The following is a 19,211-nucleotide window of genomic DNA, read 5'->3' as shown; positions in this document are numbered from 1 at the left end:
GGCCCCGCCACGTAGGTCGCGCGGCGTCGGCGCCGACGGGCGCGGCGGGGAGATGGGAGTGAGCCGGGCCATGCCGTCGACGTAGCTGTAGGTGGCATCGCGCCACCGCGGCAGCGGTGCGGGATCGGAGACGCACTCGGCGACGGCTTTGAGCAGGGCAACGGGAGTGTCGGTGCTGGCGGTGGCGTACCAGGCGGGACGGTCGATGGAGGTGCCGGCCCACAGCTGCCAGCGGGCGTCGCGGGTGGCCAGCTCGGCTTCCGGGTCGAGGCGTCCGGTGGTGAACTCCAGCCCGGCGAGCCCGTCGGGCGACTGGATCGCGAACACTCCCCAGCGGGGGCGGTCGATCTGCCAGCCGCGGTTGATCAGGGGGACCACGGCGAGGAATGGGTCGCGGTCGGCGCTGCGCGGGTCCGACGTCGCGAGATAGGCGTCCGGGCCCTGTGCGTACGCGTCGGCGAGGGCCGTGGTGAAGGCTTGGACGAACTCCGTCGGACAGGAGTCGTTGAAGCACACTCCCCACGTTGGCGGACCGAAGGGATCGTTGTAGGCGTTGATGCGCCACAGACCGTCGTCCTCGCCTTCGGGGAGGTAGCCGAGGCGGACGCGGCGGTCGGGCGCGTTCAGATAGGCATTACCGAGGTCGTCGCGCTCCAGGTGCCAGCCAAGGTCGCGCAGCGGGGCGAGGGCGGGGTCGCCACACCCGGTCGTGCCGGCGAGATAGCGCGGGGAGACATAGACGTCCCCGTCGATGGTGCGAAAGTCGTCGTGAAGTGGCACTCGACTCCTGAGAGGTAGGGGTTGCGGGGTGGTTCAGCCCGTGGGGAACAGTGCTGCTTGGAGGTCGTTGGGCCGGCCCGTGTAGTGCAGCGTTTGCAGCCCCAGACTGCGGGCGGCGCGGCAGTTGTCCGCCCGGTCATCGACGAACAGCACGCGCTGCGGGTCGACACCACCGCTGGCGGCCAGGGCGTGCAGATAGGCGGCCGGATCGGGTTTGCACACCTCGAGCCGGGCCGAGTACAGGGCCTGGGTCATCAGGCGGCGCCACGGGTGGGTGTCGAGGACGTCGCTGAGGTGGCGGGGCGCGTTGGACAGCAACACCATCGGCAATCCTGCCTGGTGGGCGCGGCGCAGGACATCAACGACGTGGTCGTCGGTGGTGGTCCACATGGCGGTGTCGGCGGCGCGCAGTTCGCGCAGCAGCCGCGGGCCGGGATGGCGGCCGAGGACACGGGCCCAGTACGCCAGGTCGCTCAGCTGGCCGGCGTCGTAGGGCTCTCGGGCACTCCAGAAGGCGGTCTGGAAGGCGGTGAGGTCATCCTCGGGCCAGGCCGCGGTGCGGGCGAGGTGACACCACTGGCCGGTCGTGGGCTGCACGCCGATGACGCCGTTGTAGTCGAAGATCACGGCATCAAGGCCGGGGTGCGCGGTGTTCGGGTTCAAGGGGTGGGGTGCTCCAGGGCTCGGTGGGAAAGGGCGGCGACGGCGGCTGCGAGCAGGGCGGGCAGCAGCAGCGCGGTGGGCAGAGTGGTGAGGCTCGCGAGGGCGCCGATGAGGGCGGGCCCGGCGAGCAGGCCGAGGTAGCCGATGACGGCGACCGTGGCCACGGCTCTGGGGCCCCCAACACCGGCTGCGGTGATCAGGCACGGGACGGTGGTGGACAGACCAAGGCCCAAGGCCGTCCAGCCGGCCAGTGCCAGCGGCACCGTGGCGGCCAGGACGCCGGTGGCCAGCCCGGCCGCCGCCAGAAGCGCGCCGACACGGACGATGGTGGGAGCGCTGAAGGCTTGGGTGAGGCGGTCGCCAGTCAGGCGTCCGGCGGCCATGGCCGCGCTGTAGAGGGCGAACGCGGCAGCGCTCACGGTCGCGGGGGCGCCCAGGCTGTGCAGGTGGACCGCGGCCCAGTCGGCTGCCGCCCCCTCGCCTAGCAGGCTCGCGGCGGCCAGAGCACCGAGCAGCACCAACGTCCTTGCCGAGAGCTTCGGTTGAGCGCCTGCTGGCGCCGGAGGCCGGTCGGTTCCGCTGAGAGAGCGGGTGACCGGTGTTACGCCGAGGGCAAGGCCCGCGAGGAACACGCCGGTGGTGAGGAAGAGGGTACGGTGCGGAGTGTGGGCGGTGGCGGCGGCCAGGGCGGCACCGCCGAGCGCGCCGAAGGAGTAGGCGGCGTGCAGGCCGGACATGATCGGCCGGCCGGCGGCGTTCTGGCAGCGCACCGCCGCGGAGTTGGCGGCCACGTCCGCCACCCCGTGGGCGGTCCCGAAGGCCCATGCCGCCACCAGCAGCGAGGGCAGGGTGCGGCACTGGCCCAGCAGGGCCAGGCACCCGGCCAGAGCGACGGCGCCGGTGGTCAGCAGGGCAGGAAGACGGTGCGGCCCGGCCAGCCGGCCACCGGGCTGCAGGCCGGTGACCATGCCGAGCGCGGCGGTCAGCAGCACCAGCGCCAGGTCGGCGGTGCTCAGGTGGGCGGTCTGCTGGACGGCCGGCATCCGGGCGCCCCACAGCGCCATCACCACACCGAGACCGGCGAAATACCCGGTCAGCAGGCGACGGCTGGTCCGTACGGCCGCAGGTGTCCGCCTCACGCGGCCGGACCCGCAGCGGCGGGGGTGAGCTGGATGGTGAGGGAGCGGGCGGCCTGCTCGGCGCGGGCGCGTGCCAGATCGCCGGTGGGTGCGGTGGTGATCAGGTAGCCGATCCGGGCGGTGAACATGTCCCCGCCGTCCGCGGGCAACAGGAGCTGGTCGCCGGGGTGGTGCTGGAAGTGGAGCTTGTCCAGCCACGGCGGGCGGGCACCGTCGAAGCGCAGCTCGGTGAGGGTGCCGGAGGTCTCGGGGTAGAGCAGGTGGATCGCGGCGGCCGAGGACCTGGTGGGGGTGAGGTCGGGTGCGCGGTCGCAGGCGATGTCGGCGGCGGCGCGCGGCAGGTCGATGCCGGTGGCGAGGCGGACCAGGTGGCCGATCATGTCGCCGGCGATGCGGCCGTTGACCTCCACCAGCCGGGGCTGGCCATCGACGAGGCGCATCTCGACGTGGCTGACGCCGTCGGTGATCCCGAGCGCGCGGATCGCGGCTCTCGCGGCGGGGGCGACCACGTCGAGGAGCGGGTCGGCGGCGTCGACCGAGTGCGCCAGCTCCTCGAAGAACGGCGGTGCGCTGACGGTCTTGCGGGTGACGGCAACGACCGTGGTCTGGCCCCGGTAGGTGACGCATTCGACCGAGACCTCCGGCCCGTCGAGGTACTCCTCGACCAGCACGCGTCTGCTCTCCAGCCCCCGTCCGGCCGCCCGGGCCGCGAACGCGTACGCTGCGGCGAGTTGCTCGGGGGTGTCGACGCGGATCACGCCGATGCTGGCCGCGTGGCTGGCTGGTTTGAGTACGACCGGGTAGCCGATCCGCTCGGCCGCCGCTTCAGCCTCTTGGTGGGTGCGTACGCTCACCGAGGCGGCGGAGGGAACGCCGTGGCGGGCGAACAGGGTCCTGGCGGTGGCCTTGTTGCGGCACGCCTGCATCACCTCTGGGGCGGTGGTGGGCAGGCCGAGCTGGCGGGCGAGGCGGGCGACCGGGACGAGGTACCACTCGGTCCAGGTGAACGCCCCGGCCAGGTCGTAGCGGTCGGCCAGGGTGCGGCCCGCGGCCAGCAGCGCCGCCTGGTCGGTCGGGTCGGGTACGACCATGCAGTCCCGGATGTACGGGACCTCCCACGACGGCTCCTCACCGGTGATCAGGACGACGTCGTAGACGGCAGCAACGCTTTCGAGGCAATAGCCGCGATACGCCTCGGCTTCCATGTCAGCTGCGGCAACGACCAGAACGACGGGACGGTCGGACAAGAAGGTGCTCCTCAAGAAATCAAGTCAGGGATGGGCGAGGGGTGGAGTGGTTCACGGGCTGCGCCGGCGGCGGACCTCTATCGCGGAGGACCACTCCGGGTGCTCGGCGAGCAGCCTGCGGGCGTACAGGGCCGTGTAGTTGTTGTTCAGGCCCTTCACTGCGTGCGGGTGGCGCCAGCGCAGGGCCTCGAACGGTGCCTTCATCCCGACCCGCTTCGCCCCGGCCGCAAGGCGCTGGTCGACGAGCCACTCCAGCTCGCGGTAGACCCATGGGTGTTGGGAGTCGAAGGCGTGGAACTGCTCGCTGATCGTGGGCTCCTCCCAGTACGGGAGGGCAAGGACGGGCAGGTTGTCCTGCGTGAGGGTGGACATGAGCGCAGGGGCTCCTCTCTCAAGCCGGGAGGTCAGGCAGGAAGTGCGGGCAGGTTGCGCAGCCGAGCGAAGGCGGCCGTCAGACCGAGGGCCTGCAGGAGGGCGGCGGCGGTGATGGTGGGCCCGAGCTGGGCGGGCGGCACGGCGGCGACGAGCAGGCCAGCGGCGGGGAAGGGCAGCAGGAGCAGCAGGATCGTCACTGCCAGGGTGCTGCCGAACACCTCGGGCGGGATCAGGTGGGAGCGCAGGGTGCGCAGGACGACCGTCAGGCCCCCTTCGCCGGCCATCAGCACCGCTATCAGCAGCAGGTATGCGCGGTAGGTGTCGGCTTGGGAGAGGGCGAGGGTTGCTGCGGCGGCCACGGCGGCGGATGCCGCGCCGACCGGCCACAGGCCCCAGCGGTCGATCGCCCGCCGTGCGGTGGTGATGGAGAGCAGGGAGGCGACGGCCGCGGCGGACCAGATCGCTCCGGCGTCCGCGCTGGAGCGCCCCAGCTTGGTGACCACGATCACCGGCATGGCCGCCTGGAGCAGGGCCACGGCCGTGTTGGAGACGAGAAGGCCGCCGACCAGCCAGGCAAGGGCAGGTAGCGAGCGCAGCGTGGCCCAGCCCGTCCGCAGCCCGCTCGCCGACTGCTCCCTGGTGGCGTCGCCGCGCGGGACGGCCCGTTCGCGGGGGCTGAGCACGGCGGCCAGGAGGGAGAAGCCGGCGAGCGTGGTGAGCATCGCGGCCGGGCCGCCGTGCTGCAGCAGCAGGCCGGAGACCAGGGGCCCGGCGAGCATCGCGCTCTGGTCGATCCCCAGCAGGACGGACTGCACCCGGTGCGCCCCGTCCGTTCCAGCCGTCCGGCTCGCCTGGCCGCCGGCGGTCTCGGCCGCGACGTAACTGAACTCGGTGGCAACGCCCGTCACCGCGGAGAGCGCCATCACCGTGGCCGTCGCCTCCGTCGTCGCGGCGCCGGCCACCGTCAAGACGACGGCTGCGGCAAGGACGACCAGGGCGCGGATGACGCAGGCGGCGCGGAAGACGCGCCCGGTTCCGTGGCGGTCGACGAGCGTGCCGGCCACCGTGAACGCGGCGAGCCTGGGCACCCACTCCAGCGTGAACGCCAGGCCCGTCAGCGCCGCCGACCCGGTGGTGGCCAGCACCAGCAGGGGGATGCCGTAGGTGGTCATCGCGAACGCGGCACCATCAGCCGTGCGCGGCAGGTAGACGCCGCGCAGGAGCGTCGGGGAGGGGCGGTGTGTGGGGCGGTGTGCGTGCCTCGGGGCGGTGCGCGCCCTCACGCGGCAAGCTCGTGCTCGGCGAGCCGGGCGGCCTGCGCGTGGTCGTGCAGCCACTGGCCCAGCAGGTCGCGCGGCCCGGCAAGGTCCGCAAGCGCCTGGTCACTGAGCAAGTGGTCGGCCGCCGGGGTGTCGGCCAGGAGGGCGAGGGTGTGCTGGATGCGGCCGGTGAAGTCCGCGACCGGTGCCGGGTAGGCGTGGCGCCGGGCCCAGTGGGCGATCGCGTCGTAGACGTCGGCCAGCTCCGCGCCAGATGTGGTCAGGGCCAGCCCGGCGCCGGGCCGGATACGGACAAGGCCGAGGGCGCGGGCGACGTCGGTGGCCTGCCGCAGATGGTGCTCGGTGAGATCGGCAAGGGTGCGGGCCAGTCCGCGCGGCGGGATGGGCCCGTTGTCGTCGATCTCGGTGATCAGGCGGACCAGGCCCGGCGAGGACAACTGCGCGCAGAACCGCCGGACATCAGCCGTGGAGAAGGAGGTGCTCATCGGCGCGGACCTCCCGCCAGGACGGCCGTCGCCGGGCGTGCGGCGGGGGCGTGGGAGAACAATGCACGGTGCTGCCACGCCGGAGGTGCGGGCGGGCCGGTCCTGACCGGCGCCGGCGCTGCCGGCGGGGCGGGCAGCCGGGAGGGGTGGCTGACCCAGGTGCGCGGAGCCGGCGCATTGCCGGCTCGGCCCCACACCGGGTGCCGGGCGGCCTGCGCGAGGGTCTCTCCCGCCGACCACGCGGACAAAGCCCCGAACACGGGCCCCAAGCCCTCCCCTGCCGCGGACAAGCGGTAGGGCTGACCGATGCCATCGGTATCGACCAGGCCGTCGGCAACCAGCTGCCGCAGCGGGGGATAGATGTTGGTCCAGTCGCTGCCGGGCATGACGATCCGGGCCAGGGAACGGCCGCTGGCCTCGCCTCGGGACTTGAGCACCCACAAGATCGCGGCGGCGTGCCGGCGGGTCAGGAGGGAGAGGCTGTCCTCGATCTGCTCGATGGCCGACAGCGGCTTCTCCGGCTGCTCCAGGTGCTCCTCGGCCCAGGTGGCGATCATCGGCAGAACCGGCAGCAGCGCGGCTGCGCGATCGGTGTGGCCGTACGTGACGTGCCGTGGGCTGTGCTCGGTACGCTCAACAAGTCCGTCATCGCACAACGTCCGCAGCTTCGGATGAAGCTGGCCGTTCTGCAGCCAGGAGATCTTGCCCGCGATCTCGCTATAGCGCAGCGGCCGACCGGCCAGCGCCAGCAAGATCCGCACGTTCCAACGCGGGGTGATCATGGCGAGTGCCTCGGTGACCCGGGCGACGTCGGCGCCGGTGTCGGGGGGCAGAGCGGTGAGGGACAAGGGAGGAACTCCTGGGTGAGGTAAGAGGGATGCCCGAAGGTCAGCGGGTGGGAACAGCGCTCGTGGCCCGGGCGGGAAGAGCGGGCAGAGCCGCTGCGGGGGCCGACGACGGTTCGGGCCGGTCGGCGGGGGCCAGGCTGCCCAGGACGGCGGAGACGGTCTTGGCCTGAACGTCGCGTACGGCGACCGCTTCGGCGAGCCGACGGGCGCATTCGAGGAGGTGCGACACCTCGTGAGCGCCGATCTGCCGTTCAGGATGAATGAGTTGGGCGAGGCGCTCGCGGTGGAAGGTGATGCTCTGCTCGGCGAAGGCGAGGTCGTGGTGGCCGGTGAGGAGGGCGGCAAGCATGCCGGGCGGCTGGCCTTGGGCGTGGGCTTCGAGGACGGCGAGCGGGGCGCCGTACAGTTCCTCGATCCGTCCGGCTATCTCGGTGGAGATAAGGCGGGGCAATCGGCGCAGGCTTTCACGGTCGGCGGGCCCTGGCCGCCCCGGCACGCTGCGGTGCCGGGGCGGCCGGGCTGGAAGGCGGCAGGGTGGTGGTGACGGTCTGCTGTGCCATGCGGACGGGCCGCGGCTGCTGGGCGGGAGGCGGCATGGTGCGCAGCAGGTCATCGAGCGCGGCCCGGTAGCCGTCGCGGGCATCGAGCGCCGCGTCCAGCCACTGCGCGTCCATCCGCAGCTGTTCGGCGGACAGCTCGTCCATGTCGCGGTCGGCCGACATCGCCTCGTGCACGCGGTCGCGGACCCGGGCCACCTGTTCCTCGGCCAGGGCGAGGAACGAACGCAGCTCCATGGCACGGGTCACGGCAGCCGAGGCGTCCGGATCGATCGCCCTCTCGTACAGTTCGGCCGCCGGAGCGTCGAAGATCTCCTCAAGTCGGCCGTCGAGGCTGCTGGGCTTGTGGCGCACACTCACCGCAGGACCCCTCCTCTTGCTGCCGGTGCCGGGGTCGTCGCGGGCCGGACCGGCGCGCTGGTTGGCACCGCCGGGCCTGTGCGAGCACCGCGGCTGAAGCGGGCGAGCCGTTCAGCGGCAAGCCCCTGCTTCCCTGGGGCAGCGGGGTCGAGGAGCCAGCGCACGACCATGGCACGCCCGTCCCGCGCGGCGACGGCCGCGTTGACGCGGTGGGCGAGGTCCATCGTCGGGTCGTCGACCTCGCTGGGCTGGGTCTCCAGCGCAGCGAGCAGAGCGTCTTCGGCACGTTCGAGCGCCGCCTGGGATTCCACGAGAAGGCCGTGCCACTTCACGACGCCGGTGGCCTCGGCGTTGGCGGCCGGCGCCACGGCGACCGCGGCCTTCAACTCGGCCATGCTCATGGCGAACCGCGCCTCGATCTGCTCGGTGAGGACGCCCACGACATCCTCCATGCCGTCGGACACAGGAGAACTCCTCTCCGCCAGGCACAACGGCCCGGTTGTTCTTGGGGGAAGGGGTTTTCACGAACGAGCGGTGAACTCCGCGGCTGCAACCGCGTGTTGCTGGTACGCGCCTGTCAGTCGAGGCACATATAGACGGTGCGGTAGACGTAGGTGCCGGACACCCAGCCCGTCACGCCGGTGGACTTGTCGGTGATGTAGTGCCAGCCACCGCTGCTCTTGTGGACGGTGAACTTCTGGCCCCGGTAGAGCACGCCGACGGCGGTGGACTTGGCGGATGCCTTGGAGCGAATGGTCACGGCCTGAGTGCCGATGACCCACGGACCGGGCCGGTCGCACGGCCGGGAGGCCGAAACGCGGCTCGGAGCGGACGCCGGAGCGGCCGTGGCCGTAGTCGCCGCGACCATCGGCAGCGCGAGCGCGCCGAGCATCGCAGCGGATATCGCAATTCGGGTAGAGCGCATGCGGAAGAAACCTCCGTAGAAGGACAGGGAAATGTGTGGAGAGACCAGCCGGGGTTGCTGTCCCGGCGGCCGTATAAGAATCCGGAGAAACGTGCTTTTGGCCAACCGCCGATCGTCGGCTATATTCCGCCGCCCCGGTCCCCGTTGACGCTTTAGCGCGCCCGGCTCGGCGGGCGCAAAATGGCGCTCTTCGGCACGGCAGCAGAGCGGGTGGATGACGCCACAGGCCGCACCGGCGCCAGGGGGCCGGCCTCGCCGCTGAGCCGGTCGTCGCACCACTCGAGAGCATCTGCGGCCGTGGCGAAGCCTCCTTCGCGCAGGGTGTAGGTCCACGCGTCGGTGTCCAACTCCTCGACCACGATCCGGAACGGGGAGGCAGCACGCTCATCGAGGGCGCGCAGGGCGACGAGGATCACCATGTCGTCGGGGTCGTCGCTGGTGTAGCTGTACCCGAGGGCGTAGTGGTCGCCGTCTCCGGCCAGACGCCGCTCCAGTGCCCTCGTCACCTCATCCGCCGGAGCCGGGCGCATCCCTGCAGCGAGCGCGATGGAGTCGGCAGGGCAGCCGCGGTGGATGAGCCAGGACTGCGCCATCGCCGGCAGCGGAAGCACGGCGTGCTCAAACTGGAACGTCCGCGCCTGCATGTCCCGGTGGATATGCAAGGCGGCGTACTGCGACAGACCGGGGTGGTCCCAGGTGGCCGTGGGGTCGTGCAGGACGTAGAAGCTATGGGCGCCGTCGGCTGTGTGGTGCTCGGCCAGCGGAACGAGTTCATGCTCTATCCATCCGACCTTGTGGAAGAAGGCGTCGGAGGTCTCCTCGTCAGCGGTGAAGCCGTCGAGCCGGACGTCGAGTTCAGGCATGCGCCCAGGGGTTGCAGGGGCGGGTTCGTTCGAGGGCATAGCGCCTTTCGTTGGGGAGTGGGCGCGGGTCAGCGCCGGTGTGCGGGGGTGGACGGCCATGCGCCCGGCCGGGCCGCCGCCTTCGGCGCCTGGGTCGTCTTGGGGCGGCGGGCGGCGACCAGGGCGGCGCGGCCGGTGTCGGTGAGGGCGACCGGCTGGCCGGCGTGGACGGGATGGCCGGTGTCCCGGCACAGGAGGCCGGCGGATTCGAGCCGCTGCAGCTCGGCGTAGGGGATGCGGGTGCCGGAGGCGGTGGCCACCGACATCCGCCCCGTCAGCAGATGCTGGTAGAGCTTGGCGCCGCCGGCGATGGCGAGCAGCACCGCCTGGTCGGCAGCCGATATCGGGGCTGCGCGCCCCACCGGCTGGGTGCGGGCGGCGGCTTCGATGGGCTCCAGGGCGGCGAGTACCCGTCGCGCGGCGGCATCGCGCTGAGCGGCGGCCTGCTGAAGCTGGTCCACGGTGCGGTCGATCCGGGCGAACAGCGCGCTGTCGACGGGGAACTCGCCGCTGGCCAGGCGGTGCAGGAGGGTCCGGTGGAAGATGACGCCGGTTTCGGCCCGGGCAAGTTCGCGGTGCAAATCGACCAGGCGGGTGTGTACCTCGTCGAGGACGCCGCGGTCCCGGTACGCCCAGAGGGTGTCGACGTCGTGGCCGGTGACGGCTTCGATGCGCTCATCGAGCGGGGACACCGCACGCCGGGCGGGTGCCGGCGCGGGGTCAGGGGGCATAGACGTGCCTCCTTGAAGTCAGCGGGCCTGATAGCGGGAGGGGCTCTGTGCCGGGCGGGGCAGGCCCGGCATGGCGGAGGGCAGCGGGATCGGCCTGGGCACCGCCGTGCGGGTCGTCAGCTGCGGGGAGCGGGCGCGGGCTGCGTGGGTGCGGGCGCTGAGCGGGCGGCGGGTCATCCCCAGACGGCGCCCGACGGTGTCGTAGACGTCGTTGCCGGCGCGGGGCCTGACCGCGATGACGTGGATCTCCTGGCGGTGCGCGGACGTCTCGGGTGCCGGGCGCACGCCGTAGACGACGCGCCACTCCTTGCGGGAATCCACGAACAGCTTGCGGTAGCCCTCCAAATCCCCCGTCAGCCGAAGCCCGAATCGCTGGGCGTTGGCCACCTCCTGCAGGTAGGCAAGGGTCAGGTCGCGGATGTCGCTGGGCGCCTGGAGCAGGTCACTCAGCGCGCGGGGGTCGAAGCTGAGGCCGAAGGCCGGCTGCCCGGTGCTCATGACGCCGGCTCGCCAGCCGTACCAGGACCGGACGAGGCGGACTCGGCCGCGTTCGCCTTCTCGGTGCGGGCCGAGGGCGGCGGGCCGGGCAGCAGCCGGTGCGCGGGGCGGTCCGGAGAGGTCATGCAGGCCGACAGCGGCCCGCCGGGCGCGCGGATCGCCGCGACGGCGTGGGTGAGGAAGTCCCGGTGCCACACGAACAGGCCGCTGAGGCCCGCTTCGGCGTCCTTGTGCTGCTGGTAGGCCAGCCACAGGGCGTGGAGCCAGGCCACGACGTCGTCGTGCTCCTGCCACTGCAGACACCACGGCGCAGCCGTGGTGACCTCCGCGCCGTAGACCGGCAGGAGGAAGTCGTCGACCCAGTCGGACAGTGCGTCGAGTTCGTCCTCGTACTCCTCGCCCTCCAGCTCCAGGATCGGACGCGGCTCCGGTGGCGCTGCCGCCGGGGGCGGGCCGCCGAGCCCCGGCATGCCGAACGCGGCGAATGGCGAGGGACTGGGGGGCGGCGCGGAGGCGAGGTGGTCGAGCTGCCGGGCCTGCTGCGCCGACTGCTCCATCAGCCGGCGCACGCTCGCCTCGATTCCCTCAAGGTGAGCGTCCGGCACGCGAACCGGATCCATCTCTGCCTCGGCTGGCGGTTCTACGGATTCAGGCAAATCTGGCCTCCTGGAAGGACTGGGGGAAGGAAGGGCGTGACGCGAACGAAGCAGGCAGGCAGAACCGCAGACGGGATTTCACCCACGCACCAGGGTGCGGCGCGCAGGCGCGTAACCCTCTCCAAGTGCCGGTAAGAGAGAGACGGTTGGCGTGTCAGACCGTCAGGCCCACGTCGTTCTGGGTGAGGGTCTCGCGGACGGTCTTCGTGAGCCGGTCGGCCGCGATCGAGGCGTAGTGCTTGGTCTTCTCCACGCCGATGAAGTCCCGCCCCTCCAGCAGAGCGGCGACGCCGGTGGAGCCGGAACCGGCGCAGAAATCGAGCACCGTGCCGCCAGGCGGTGCGATCTTGACCAGCTCGCGCATCACCTCGACCGGCTTCTGGGTGATGTGCTGGCGCTGGGCGCCTGACGGCTGCGAGGCGGAGTACAGGCCGGGCAGATAGACGGGATTGGCCGAGCCGTCGATCGCGCCCTTCGACGCCCAGACAATGAACTCGCAGTTCTGGGTGAAGCGGCCCTTCTGGGGCCGCGCCTGGGGCTTGTGCCAGGCCAGCACGCCCCGCCACAGCCAGCCAGCCGCCTGGATCGCGTCGGTGGTGACCGGCAGCTGGCGCCAGTCGGTGAACAGCAGCGCGGTGCCCCCGGTCTTCGTGAGCCGGTGTGCTTCGGTCATGATCTGGGTGAGCCAGAACCCGTAAGAGCGCTGGTCCATGTTCTCGCCGGTGAAGTCAGGCAGGGTGTGCTTGGCGTCGGCAGAGGTGTACTTCTGCTTCGCGCTGCGCGAGGTGCGCTCCTTCGCCGTGCGCCCGCCCGAGTTGTAGGGCGGGTCGGTGATCACGGAATCGACGCAGTCGTCCGGCAGACCGGCAAGGACGCTGAGGGCATCGCCCTGGTGCAGGGAAAAAGACAAAGAGAAACCCCGATTCGGGTGGGAACAGGCCGAGATGAATAACCCGTCGCGCACGTGAGAAGCCGGTGGGCCGAAAGAACGTGGGCATGAAGAAGCCCAGGGCCACACACCGGGGAGGGCGAGGGGAGTCCCAAAACTGTAGAGGCGAATCGGCCGCCGACCAAGAAGTGCGAGCGTGAGGGGTCGAATTCCGACCCCTCACGCCCACTTTTTGGTCGACCGCCAATCTGGGCCTAGTGTTTTAGAACCGCCCGGCGCACACACCGCCGCTGGCCCACTCCCATCCTTTGCCGCGCGGAGGTTCCCCCTTTGCCCCGGCACACCTGACCCACCACTGGTCCGCTATGCGAGCGGCAACTCGCTGCGGACCGGCCTGACCAGATCGCCCACCCCGGCCGCCGCGGCCCCTTTCCACCACGCCTTGCGCACGCGGCGGACGGACCTTGCGCCCGAAGGACTGCTTCATGACATCTCGCCACCCGCCCCTGCCCGAAAACGCTGGCCTGCGGCCGGGCTGCCGCGGTTGAAGGCGCTCGCCGCCGGCATCGGCGTCGTCGTCCTCTCCCCGTTCCTTCTCGCCGGCACCGCCGCCATGGCCGCGGCGGCAAGCGACGCCGGCCAGACCGCCTCCTGCAACAGCACCGGCACGTCCATCGACACCGCCGCCGTCGCCAAACAGGTGGCGGCCATCCTCGGCGGCAAGGGCGCCGCCAAGGACGTCCACGTCGAGGGCCTGGAGCTGCCCAACGAGCAGATCCCCAACGCCAAGACCATCGTCGCCACCGGCATCTCGCTCGGCGTGCCCGCCCAGGGCCAGGTCATCGCGCTTGCCACCGCCATGCAGGAATCCCGCCTGCGGAACCTCAACTACGGCGACCGCGACTCGCTCGGTCTGTTCCAGCAGCGGCCCAGCCAGGGCTGGGGCACTCCCGAGCAGATCCGTGACCCCGTTTACGCCTCAACCAGGTTCTACAAGGCGCTGCTTGAGGTTCACGGCTGGCAGCAGATGACGGTCACCCAGGCTGCCCAGGCCGTCCAGGCGTCCGGTCTTCCTGATGCGTACGCACAGTGGGAGCCGCTCGCCCGCGCCCTGCAGGAAGCCACCGTCAAAACCCTGCCGGGCAAGGGCAAATCCAACACGTCCAAGAACACGACCAGCACCGCGCAGACGGCTTCCACCGGCTGCACCCCGGGCCAGGACGGTTCCCCGTGGGGCACGATCCCGGAGGGCTCCGTGCCCAAGGGCTACACCATTCCCAAGGACGCCCCGCCGAAGGTCCGCACCGCCATCGACTGGGCCATGCACCAGCTCGGCACCCTGTACCAGTGGGGCGGTGACTGCACCAACCCGCACGGCCCCGACCCGATGGGCCGCTGCGACTGCAGCTCCCTGATGCAGCAGGCGTACGCCCACGCCGGCGTCCAGCTCAGCCGCACCACGTACACACAGGTCAAGGAAGGCAAGGCCGTTTCGCCGTCGGAACTGAAGCCGGGCGACCTGCTGTTCACCCGAGGGACCGCGGCCGTGCCCGAACACGTCGGCATGTACATCGGCGCAGGGCTCGTCATCGAGGCACCGCGTACCTCCAAGCCCGTCCGGATCACTCCGCTCGCGGACTGGGACGTCCTGGCCGCCCGCCGCATCGTCTCCTGACCCGCCGCGCCTCCCGCCCGGCCGCCCGAGCCGGGCGGGACCGGCCGGCCCCTCTCGCGCTCCGCGCCCTCTTCCTCTCTTCTCCCCGCCCTTCGCCAGGCCGGTAACCGGCCCTTGGCATGCAAGGAGTTCCGCCATACCCATGTCTCTCGCAGACCGTGCTGTCTCTCTCGCTTTCGACCCTGGCGTCAGCCCCAAGGAAGGCGGCCTGCCGGGCCTGTCCGTTCTGAAGGACGTCGTCAGCAGCATCAACCTCTTCGGCATCGTGGCCGTGGTCGGCGCCCTGGCCGTCTCGCTGGGTGTGTGGGCCTGGGGCCACCACACCGGCGGCCACCAGGCCGAAGCCAACGGCAAGAAGGGCGCCGTCGTCGCCGCCGGCGCCGCTCTGGGCCTGGGCGCCGCCAACGGCATCGTCGCCTTCTTCTCCGCCCTGGGATCGCAGGTCCACTAGATGCCGAACCCCTTCACCTCACTGTCGGGCTACGGCGCCACGTGGTCGGCCAAGCGCCGCATTTTGATCATCGCCGTGGTCATCACCGCGCTGCTCGCCGTCGCCGGCACCGCCGCCTGGTTCACCGGCAACGGCGGAGGCCGCCACGAAGGCAGTACCGCACCGTCCGTGACGGACAGCACCGCGCCCTCCGCGGATCCCGCACCGTCGGCGACGTCGTCGGGCACCGGGTCGGTGCCCAAGCCGCCGCGGATCAGTGATCCCCTCGCCTACGCCAAGGCCGCCGCGCTGATGCTGTGGTCGTACGACACCCGTACCACCAGCCGCGACCAGGAACTGGCCGGCATCAACGCGTGGATGACCACCGAGGCGAAGTACACCGACTGGTCCTCGGTCACCGGGCAGGTCCCGGACCCGGTGCTGTGGTCGCGCATGCGCGACAACGCCCAGCGCGCCAGTGCCAAGGTCACCGACGCGCACTACCCGAGCGCGTTCAAGCAGGCCCTGGCCGATGACCCCTCGGCGATCACCGAGGCGTACATCTACTACGTCACCGTCACCGGCACGCAGCAGATCGCCTGGAAGAAGGGCGGCAGCGGCGCCGAGGACCGCGCCGTGACCCTGGCCGTGCAGTGCCGGCCCTCCCACGACTGCTCCCTGGTCGCCATCGCCCCCAGCGTCGCGCCCTGACCCCGACCCCCGTCTGAAAGGAGGGCCACCTCCCCTTGGGCTTCTGCGACCTCCCCCTCGCGGACAAACTGTGCGCCGTCGGCGACGCGGTCGACTTCGCCTCCGACCCCGGCAAGGCAATCGGCAACTGGATGGCCAAGAGCGCCGGTGAACTCGCCGCCGCCGCAGCCGACCTGGCCGCCAAGGCCGTCAACGCCACCACCAAGGTGGACCTGAACGCCGCCTGGTTCCGCGACAACTACGAAATGTTGCTGCCGATCGGCCTGATCATCCTGGTCGGCACCTTCTGCGCCCAGCTCATCAGAGCCGCCGTCAGGCGTGACGGACAAGCCCTCACCCAGGCATTCACCGGCACCATGTCCGGCGTCCTGTTCGCCTTCTGTGCCATCGCAGGCACCACCGTCGCCATCGAAGTGGTCGACGCGCTCTCCGACGGCCTGTTCTCCTCCGCGCACCTGTCCATCGAATCCGCTGTGCGTCGCATCGTCCTGGTCAGCCAGATCGGTGCCCTGTCCGGACTGGGCTGGCTGGTCGCGGTCATCGCCGGACTCGGCGCCGCAGTGGGTGCGTTCTTGTACTGGTGCGTGATGATGGTCCGCAAGGTCGGCATCCTCGTCCTGGTCACCCTCGCCGTGTTCGCCGGCGCCGGTGGCGGCTGGGAGGTCGCCCGCCGGTGGCGCAGGGGCTGGATCGAGGCCACCGCCACCCTGGTGATCAGCAAACTGCTGATGACGATCATCTTCGTGCTCGGCATCACCGCCATGGGTAAAACGGACTCCAAGGACGGCCTGGCCGCGCTCGCGGACGTCATGTCCGGCATCGTGATCATGGTCTTGATCCTGTTGTGCCCGTACGCGACGTTCAAGTTCGTGCACTGGGCCTCTGAGGGCACCAACGGCGAGGACATCCACCGTGCCGGCGGCGCCGGCGCCCAGATGGCCCGCCAGCACGCCGAACGCGCCGGACGCAAGGCCGCAGCGGCAGCAGCCACCGCCGGAACCGGCGGCGCGGCAGCCGGAGCAGGCGCCGCCCCGCAGGGCCCCGACGCGGTGCCCGGCGGCTTCCCCGGCGACATCGCCCCCACCAGCAAGGGCCCCGGTCAGGACAGCAGCAAGTCCAGCAGCAGCTCGGGCGAGTCCTCTGGCGGCGAGGGGGTCAAGAACGGTCTGGAGAAGGCCGTCCAGCCCCCGCCGATGCGGCCGAGCGATGACACCAGCGGCCAGGTCGGCGGCAGCCCCGGCTCCGGCGGCCCGGGATCACCGTCCGGCCAGGGCGGCGGATTCATGTCGGTTCCGCCGACCGGCGTGGGCACGCCCCCGCCGCAAGGCGCACCGCCGGCTCCGGCCCAGGGCGGTTCGGCCACCGGGCCCGCAGCACCGCCGTCTCCGCCGCCCACCGGCATCTGACCCTTCGCCCGTTGAGGCCGGGGGCGGGACGCACCACCATCCGGTGCGTCCCGCCCCGCGCGCCTCCTCCCGGAACAGCACTCATGTCTGATCTCTCCGTTGCCCCCCTCACGGTCAAATTCCCCCACCGATCCCGGCGCGGCATCCTTCTGGGCTTGTCCCTGCCCCAGCTCACGCTGGTGTCCAGCGCGTTGGCGCTGTTGCTGGTGACGGTGATGAGCACCGGCCTGGTCGGCGCCATCGCCCTGACTCCGCTGTGGGCGGCGGTCGCCGCCCTGGTCGCGGTCCGCCGCCACGGCCGCTCCCTGATCGACTGGGCCCCGATCGTCGCCCGCTACGCCCACCGCCGGCGCACCGGCCAGAGACTGTGGCTTGCCCGGCCGGTCTCCCGCCCGAGGCAGGACGGCCTGCTCCACCTGCCCGGCACCACCGCCTCCCTGCGCGTGGTCACCCCCGGCGATTCGGCAGGCGGGGCCGCCGCGGTGCACGACCCGCACCGCCAGACCCTCACCGCCGTCGCCCGCGTCTCCTCCCGCGCCTTCGCCCTGCTGGACCCCGCCACCCAGAACCACAACGTCAACGGCTGGGGCCGCGCGCTCGCGGGCATTGCCCGCACCGGGCATGTGGCCACCGTGCAGGTCCTGGAGCGCACCGTGCCCGACTCCGGCGACACCCTCGCCCGGCACTGGGCCCAGCAGGGCCGCCCCGAAACCCCCGTGGCCGGACAGGTCTACTCCGAACTCGTCGCCTCCGCAGGCCCGGCCGCCGCCCCGCACGAGGCATACCTGGCCATCTCGTTGGACATGAAGGCCGCCAAGCGGCTCATCAGCCAGGCCGGCGGCGGACTGCCCGGCGCGTTCACGGTGATGGAGCAGACCACCGCCTCCGTCGCGCAGGCCGCCCGCAGCGCCGGACTGATGGTCACCGGCTGGCTCACCGCGCGGGAGGTCGCCGCGGTCGTCCGCACCGCCTACGACCCGAAAGCACTCTCCAGCCTGCAGCAGTGGTCGGAATCCGGCCGGGCCGAGGCCGACCCGGCCGCCGCCGGCCCCGTCGTCCAGGTCGAGGAGTACGACCGGGTGATCACGGACACCGCCCGGCACGCCACCTACTGGATCGAGAACTGGCCCCGCACCGAAACCAGCCCCGGCTTCCTGCACGGGCTGATGTTCACCGCCGGCGTCCGCCGCAGCCTGTCCCTCATCTACGTCCCCCAGGGGCTCGAGTCGGCGCTGCGCGACGTGCAGCGCAAGAAGGCCGCCATCATCGCCGACGCCAACGAACGCGCCCGCCGCGGCCAGGTCGACAACGAAGCCGACTCCATCGAATACGCCGACGTCAAGACCCGTGAACGCCAGCTCATCGCCGGCCACGCCGACGTCGCCCTGACCGGCCTGCTCACCGTCTCCGCCGAGACCGACGCCCTGCTCGACGCGGCCTGCGCCCAGATCGAGACCGCCGCCGTCACCGCCCAGGTCGACCTGCGGCGTCTGAACTTCCAGCAGCCCGATGCCTTCGCCGCCGCGGCACTCCCCCTCGCCCGCACCACCCTCTAAGCCCCCCGGGAACCGCACTGACACCGATCAACGACCCCGACGGTCTCCTGCGCGAACTGCAGGCCCTGCTGACCTCCTGCGAGGAACTGGCCGCCCGCCACCGCGCCGTCCTCGACCAGTACCGTGACCCCGACGGGGAGGTGATCGAGGAGAAGCTGCGTGAATACGACGACGACCGTATCACCACGGCGATCGAGGCCAGTGACCACCTCGACACGGTACGCAGCCGCCTCGCCCATCTCCTCGGCCCGCCGGCGCCCCGCCCTTTCACCCTGACGTTTGCCGGTCATGAGCGGCACGCAGGCGAAGCCCCCACAAGTTTCGTCGTCAACGCCATGAACCTCGACGACGCCGCCCGCATCCTGGCCGGCCTTCCCAGCTGGCATGAGTGGTACCTGGCTGACGCCGGGACCCCTGACGGTCAGGGCGCGGACATCATCTACCTACCGGAGCAGAGCCATCCCGGCCTCCCGACGCGCGGCGCATACGTGGACCTGCGCGACGAGCAAGAAGCCGCTGCGGTGCCTGCGACCGGCGTCACCCGAACATCACGCGCCCGCCTCTCCGTTCCCGTAACCAGCTCGCCTCTGACCCCCGCTCCCGCCTCCCCGGCGGCAAGGACCTCCCATTGACCCAAATCCGTCCCAGCGAGCCCGACTCGCACCCCTACCTGCGTGCTGCCACCGCAGGCATCCGCCGTCACACCCGCGCCCTCAGCCGCCCCGAGCCTGCGCATCCGCCGGACCGGACGCACCTCGACACCCTCCACGCCCACCTCACAGAACTGCACCGGCTCCTCGACCAGCTGGCCGAGGCGGCACGGCCCCCGCATCCCGCAGCCGGCCGGCACCTTGCCGCAGCACGCACCGGGCTGTGGCAGGCCACCACCGACATCCACGCGGCCTTCCACCTTCTGCCGGCCGCGTCCGCAGACCCCGCCGAGTGCCGCCCCGGGCAGCTCCCCGAAGGGCCTCCCTTCCTCACCATCTGCCAGCGCCATCTCGCCGCCGGGCACATCGTCCGCCGCAAGACCACCCCCACCGACCTGCACCGCGCACCGCACACCACCTCGTGCGCGCGATGAGCACCACCCGCCGA

The 19,211-nt window shown here is 71.7% G+C and carries 24 protein-coding genes; 7 read left to right on the top strand and 17 right to left on the bottom strand.

Annotation, left to right across the window (positions count from 1 at the left end; translation table 11 throughout):
- From ACWC2T_RS39685 to ACWC2T_RS39605, 17 genes are all read right to left on the bottom strand, one after another.
- A partial coding sequence (locus ACWC2T_RS39685) for a DUF317 domain-containing protein (protein WP_450675182.1) occupies positions 1-780 on the bottom strand: 780 nt, incomplete at its 3' end.
- A gap of 33 nt (positions 781-813) precedes the next feature.
- Positions 814-1,443 (bottom strand): HAD family hydrolase, encoded by a 630-nt coding sequence (locus tag ACWC2T_RS39680; RefSeq protein ID WP_450675181.1) that lies wholly within the window; start codon positions 1,441-1,443, stop codon positions 814-816.
- A complete protein-coding gene (locus tag ACWC2T_RS39675; protein ID WP_450675189.1) occupies positions 1,440-2,507 on the bottom strand; it encodes an MFS transporter in 1,068 nt (355 codons plus the stop codon). The genes ACWC2T_RS39680 and ACWC2T_RS39675 overlap by 4 nt, the downstream gene beginning before the upstream one ends.
- Positions 2,508-2,578: 71 nt before the next feature.
- Positions 2,579-3,787, bottom strand: a complete 1,209-nt coding sequence (locus ACWC2T_RS39670; RefSeq protein WP_450675188.1) for an ATP-grasp domain-containing protein — start codon at positions 3,785-3,787, stop codon at positions 2,579-2,581.
- Between the two features lie 93 nt (positions 3,788-3,880).
- Entirely contained in the window at positions 3,881-4,201 is a 321-nt protein-coding gene (locus ACWC2T_RS39665) for a hypothetical protein (RefSeq protein ID WP_450675180.1), read from the bottom strand.
- Between the two features lie 32 nt (positions 4,202-4,233).
- Complete coding sequence (locus tag ACWC2T_RS39660; RefSeq protein WP_450675179.1) at positions 4,234-5,487, bottom strand: MFS transporter; 1,254 nt, start codon at positions 5,485-5,487, stop codon at positions 4,234-4,236.
- Complete coding sequence (locus ACWC2T_RS39655) at positions 5,484-5,969, bottom strand: hypothetical protein (protein ID WP_450675178.1); 486 nt, start codon at positions 5,967-5,969, stop codon at positions 5,484-5,486. Before ACWC2T_RS39655 ends, ACWC2T_RS39660 begins: the two co-directional genes overlap by 4 nt.
- Positions 5,966-6,817, bottom strand: a complete 852-nt coding sequence (locus tag ACWC2T_RS39650; RefSeq protein WP_450675177.1) for a winged helix-turn-helix transcriptional regulator — start codon at positions 6,815-6,817, stop codon at positions 5,966-5,968. The genes ACWC2T_RS39655 and ACWC2T_RS39650 overlap by 4 nt, the downstream gene beginning before the upstream one ends.
- Positions 6,818-6,857: 40 nt before the next feature.
- A complete protein-coding gene (locus tag ACWC2T_RS39645) occupies positions 6,858-7,268 on the bottom strand; it encodes a hypothetical protein (RefSeq protein WP_450675176.1) in 411 nt (136 codons plus the stop codon).
- Between the two features lie 13 nt (positions 7,269-7,281).
- The gene (locus ACWC2T_RS39640; RefSeq protein WP_450675175.1) at positions 7,282-7,734 is read right to left on the bottom strand and encodes a hypothetical protein; all 453 of its coding nucleotides are present in this window, start codon (positions 7,732-7,734) and stop codon (positions 7,282-7,284) included.
- A complete protein-coding gene (locus ACWC2T_RS39635; protein ID WP_450675187.1) occupies positions 7,731-8,186 on the bottom strand; it encodes a hypothetical protein in 456 nt (151 codons plus the stop codon). Before ACWC2T_RS39635 ends, ACWC2T_RS39640 begins: the two co-directional genes overlap by 4 nt.
- Positions 8,187-8,311: 125 nt before the next feature.
- On the bottom strand, positions 8,312-8,659 hold the full coding sequence (locus tag ACWC2T_RS39630) for an SH3 domain-containing protein (protein WP_450675174.1): 348 nt from the start codon (positions 8,657-8,659) through the stop codon (positions 8,312-8,314).
- A 152-nt stretch (positions 8,660-8,811) separates the two neighbouring features.
- Complete coding sequence (locus ACWC2T_RS39625) at positions 8,812-9,522, bottom strand: hypothetical protein (protein ID WP_450675173.1); 711 nt, start codon at positions 9,520-9,522, stop codon at positions 8,812-8,814.
- A gap of 68 nt (positions 9,523-9,590) precedes the next feature.
- A complete protein-coding gene (locus tag ACWC2T_RS39620; protein ID WP_450675172.1) occupies positions 9,591-10,292 on the bottom strand; it encodes a hypothetical protein in 702 nt (233 codons plus the stop codon).
- An 18-nt stretch (positions 10,293-10,310) separates the two neighbouring features.
- The gene (locus ACWC2T_RS39615) at positions 10,311-10,790 is read right to left on the bottom strand and encodes a hypothetical protein (protein WP_450675171.1); all 480 of its coding nucleotides are present in this window, start codon (positions 10,788-10,790) and stop codon (positions 10,311-10,313) included.
- Positions 10,787-11,347 carry a DUF4913 domain-containing protein gene (locus ACWC2T_RS39610; protein WP_450675186.1) on the bottom strand — a complete coding sequence of 187 codons (561 nt, stop codon included), beginning with the start codon at positions 11,345-11,347 and terminating at the stop codon, positions 10,787-10,789. Before ACWC2T_RS39610 ends, ACWC2T_RS39615 begins: the two co-directional genes overlap by 4 nt.
- Positions 11,348-11,600: 253 nt before the next feature.
- A complete protein-coding gene (locus tag ACWC2T_RS39605) occupies positions 11,601-12,356 on the bottom strand; it encodes a DNA-methyltransferase (protein ID WP_450675170.1) in 756 nt (251 codons plus the stop codon).
- 523 nt (positions 12,357-12,879) lie between these two features.
- Between ACWC2T_RS39605 and ACWC2T_RS39600 the strand changes: the two genes are divergently transcribed.
- The 7 genes from ACWC2T_RS39600 (at position 12,880) to ACWC2T_RS39570 (ending at position 19,197) form a co-directional block, all read left to right on the top strand.
- Positions 12,880-14,010, top strand: coding sequence for a C40 family peptidase (locus tag ACWC2T_RS39600; protein ID WP_450675169.1), 1,131 nt, complete (start codon positions 12,880-12,882; stop codon positions 14,008-14,010).
- Between the two features lie 136 nt (positions 14,011-14,146).
- Positions 14,147-14,461, top strand: coding sequence for a DUF6112 family protein (locus tag ACWC2T_RS39595; protein ID WP_450675185.1), 315 nt, complete (start codon positions 14,147-14,149; stop codon positions 14,459-14,461).
- Positions 14,462-15,151 carry a hypothetical protein gene (locus tag ACWC2T_RS39590; RefSeq protein ID WP_450675168.1) on the top strand — a complete coding sequence of 230 codons (690 nt, stop codon included), beginning with the start codon at positions 14,462-14,464 and terminating at the stop codon, positions 15,149-15,151.
- Between the two features lie 35 nt (positions 15,152-15,186).
- Positions 15,187-16,557, top strand: a complete 1,371-nt coding sequence (locus tag ACWC2T_RS39585; RefSeq protein ID WP_450675167.1) for an SCO6881 family protein — start codon at positions 15,187-15,189, stop codon at positions 16,555-16,557.
- Positions 16,558-16,640: 83 nt separating this feature from the next.
- Positions 16,641-18,113: an SCO6880 family protein gene (locus ACWC2T_RS39580; RefSeq protein WP_450675166.1), complete on the top strand. Its 1,473-nt coding sequence runs from the start codon at positions 16,641-16,643 to the stop codon at positions 18,111-18,113.
- A 140-nt stretch (positions 18,114-18,253) separates the two neighbouring features.
- The gene (locus ACWC2T_RS39575) at positions 18,254-18,745 is read left to right on the top strand and encodes a hypothetical protein (protein ID WP_450675165.1); all 492 of its coding nucleotides are present in this window, start codon (positions 18,254-18,256) and stop codon (positions 18,743-18,745) included.
- Entirely contained in the window at positions 18,742-19,197 is a 456-nt protein-coding gene (locus ACWC2T_RS39570) for a DUF6238 family protein (RefSeq protein ID WP_450675164.1), read from the top strand. Before ACWC2T_RS39575 ends, ACWC2T_RS39570 begins: the two co-directional genes overlap by 4 nt.
- Positions 19,198-19,211 lie beyond the last annotated feature (14 nt).

This window comes from Streptomyces sp. NPDC001393 (genome assembly GCF_053597455.1).
The sequence above is the reverse complement of the archived record's forward strand: the minus strand, read 5'-3'. Positions and strand labels throughout refer to the sequence as shown.

What these genes read in the sequence shown, in the direction of transcription:
- ACWC2T_RS39670 (WP_450675188.1), bottom strand. Translation starts at nt 3,787, where the DNA reads ATGGAAGCCGAGGCGTATCGCGGCTATTGCCTCGAAAGCGTTGCTGCC.
- ACWC2T_RS39655 (WP_450675178.1), bottom strand. Translation starts at nt 5,969, where the DNA reads ATGAGCACCTCCTTCTCCACGGCTGATGTCCGGCGGTTCTGCGCGCAG.
- ACWC2T_RS39665 (WP_450675180.1), bottom strand. Translation starts at nt 4,201, where the DNA reads ATGTCCACCCTCACGCAGGACAACCTGCCCGTCCTTGCCCTCCCGTAC.
- ACWC2T_RS39590 (WP_450675168.1), top strand. Translation starts at nt 14,462, where the DNA reads ATGCCGAACCCCTTCACCTCACTGTCGGGCTACGGCGCCACGTGGTCG.
- ACWC2T_RS39675 (WP_450675189.1), bottom strand. Translation starts at nt 2,507, where the DNA reads ATGGCGCTGTGGGGCGCCCGGATGCCGGCCGTCCAGCAGACCGCCCAC.
- ACWC2T_RS39615 (WP_450675171.1), bottom strand. Translation starts at nt 10,790, where the DNA reads ATGAGCACCGGGCAGCCGGCCTTCGGCCTCAGCTTCGACCCCCGCGCG.
- ACWC2T_RS39625 (WP_450675173.1), bottom strand. Translation starts at nt 9,522, where the DNA reads ATGCCTGAACTCGACGTCCGGCTCGACGGCTTCACCGCTGACGAGGAG.
- ACWC2T_RS39620 (WP_450675172.1), bottom strand. Translation starts at nt 10,292, where the DNA reads ATGCCCCCTGACCCCGCGCCGGCACCCGCCCGGCGTGCGGTGTCCCCG.
- ACWC2T_RS39610 (WP_450675186.1), bottom strand. Translation starts at nt 11,347, where the DNA reads ATGGAGCAGTCGGCGCAGCAGGCCCGGCAGCTCGACCACCTCGCCTCC.
- ACWC2T_RS39630 (WP_450675174.1), bottom strand. Translation starts at nt 8,659, where the DNA reads ATGCGCTCTACCCGAATTGCGATATCCGCTGCGATGCTCGGCGCGCTC.
- ACWC2T_RS39580 (WP_450675166.1), top strand. Translation starts at nt 16,641, where the DNA reads ATGTCTGATCTCTCCGTTGCCCCCCTCACGGTCAAATTCCCCCACCGA.
- ACWC2T_RS39635 (WP_450675187.1), bottom strand. Translation starts at nt 8,186, where the DNA reads ATGGAGGATGTCGTGGGCGTCCTCACCGAGCAGATCGAGGCGCGGTTC.